A 518-nucleotide genomic window follows, 5' to 3' on the forward strand; every position below is an offset into this window, starting at 1 on the left:
CTTCTTAGATGTTTCAGTTCCCCTCGTTCGCCTCGCAACACTATGTATTCATGTTGCGATAACAGCTTATGCTGCTGGGTTCCCCCATTCGGACATCGTTAGCTCAAATGCTTGTTACTAGCTCGCCAACGCTTTTCGCAAGTTACTACGTCCTTCATCGCCTCTGACTGCCAAGGCATCCACCGTATACGCTTAGTCGCTTAACCATACAACCCAAATGAGTTTCACTCACCTGMGTCGCATTGCGACCAGCTTGGTTTTACTTGTCTCACTTCTGACCAAAGAAGTGGACGCGCCTTAGACGTAAACTATGCAACTAAGCATAATTTACTATTGAATATTCAAGACACTTAATAAAGTGTTTGAGAACTCATGTTCAATGCTTGCGCATTAAACGTTTTGTAATTAATCACATGACAGACTCATGCAATTAAATACTATCAGCTTTCCAAATTGTTAAAGAGCGGGCTTAAAAAAGCCAAAGATAATTTTTAAGTTTATCTTTGGCATCTCTATCC

Annotated in this window: 1 rRNA gene; it reads right to left on the reverse strand. The window is 41.2% G+C overall.

Annotated features, from left to right (window positions below):
• Positions 1-206, reverse strand: a 23S ribosomal RNA gene (locus L5L77_RS22675); the annotation flags it as partial.
• Positions 207-518: the final 312 nt, after the last annotated feature.

It is taken from the genome of Shewanella sp. SM29, assembly GCF_025654245.1.
GTDB lineage: Bacteria > Pseudomonadota > Gammaproteobacteria > Enterobacterales > Shewanellaceae > Shewanella > Shewanella oncorhynchi.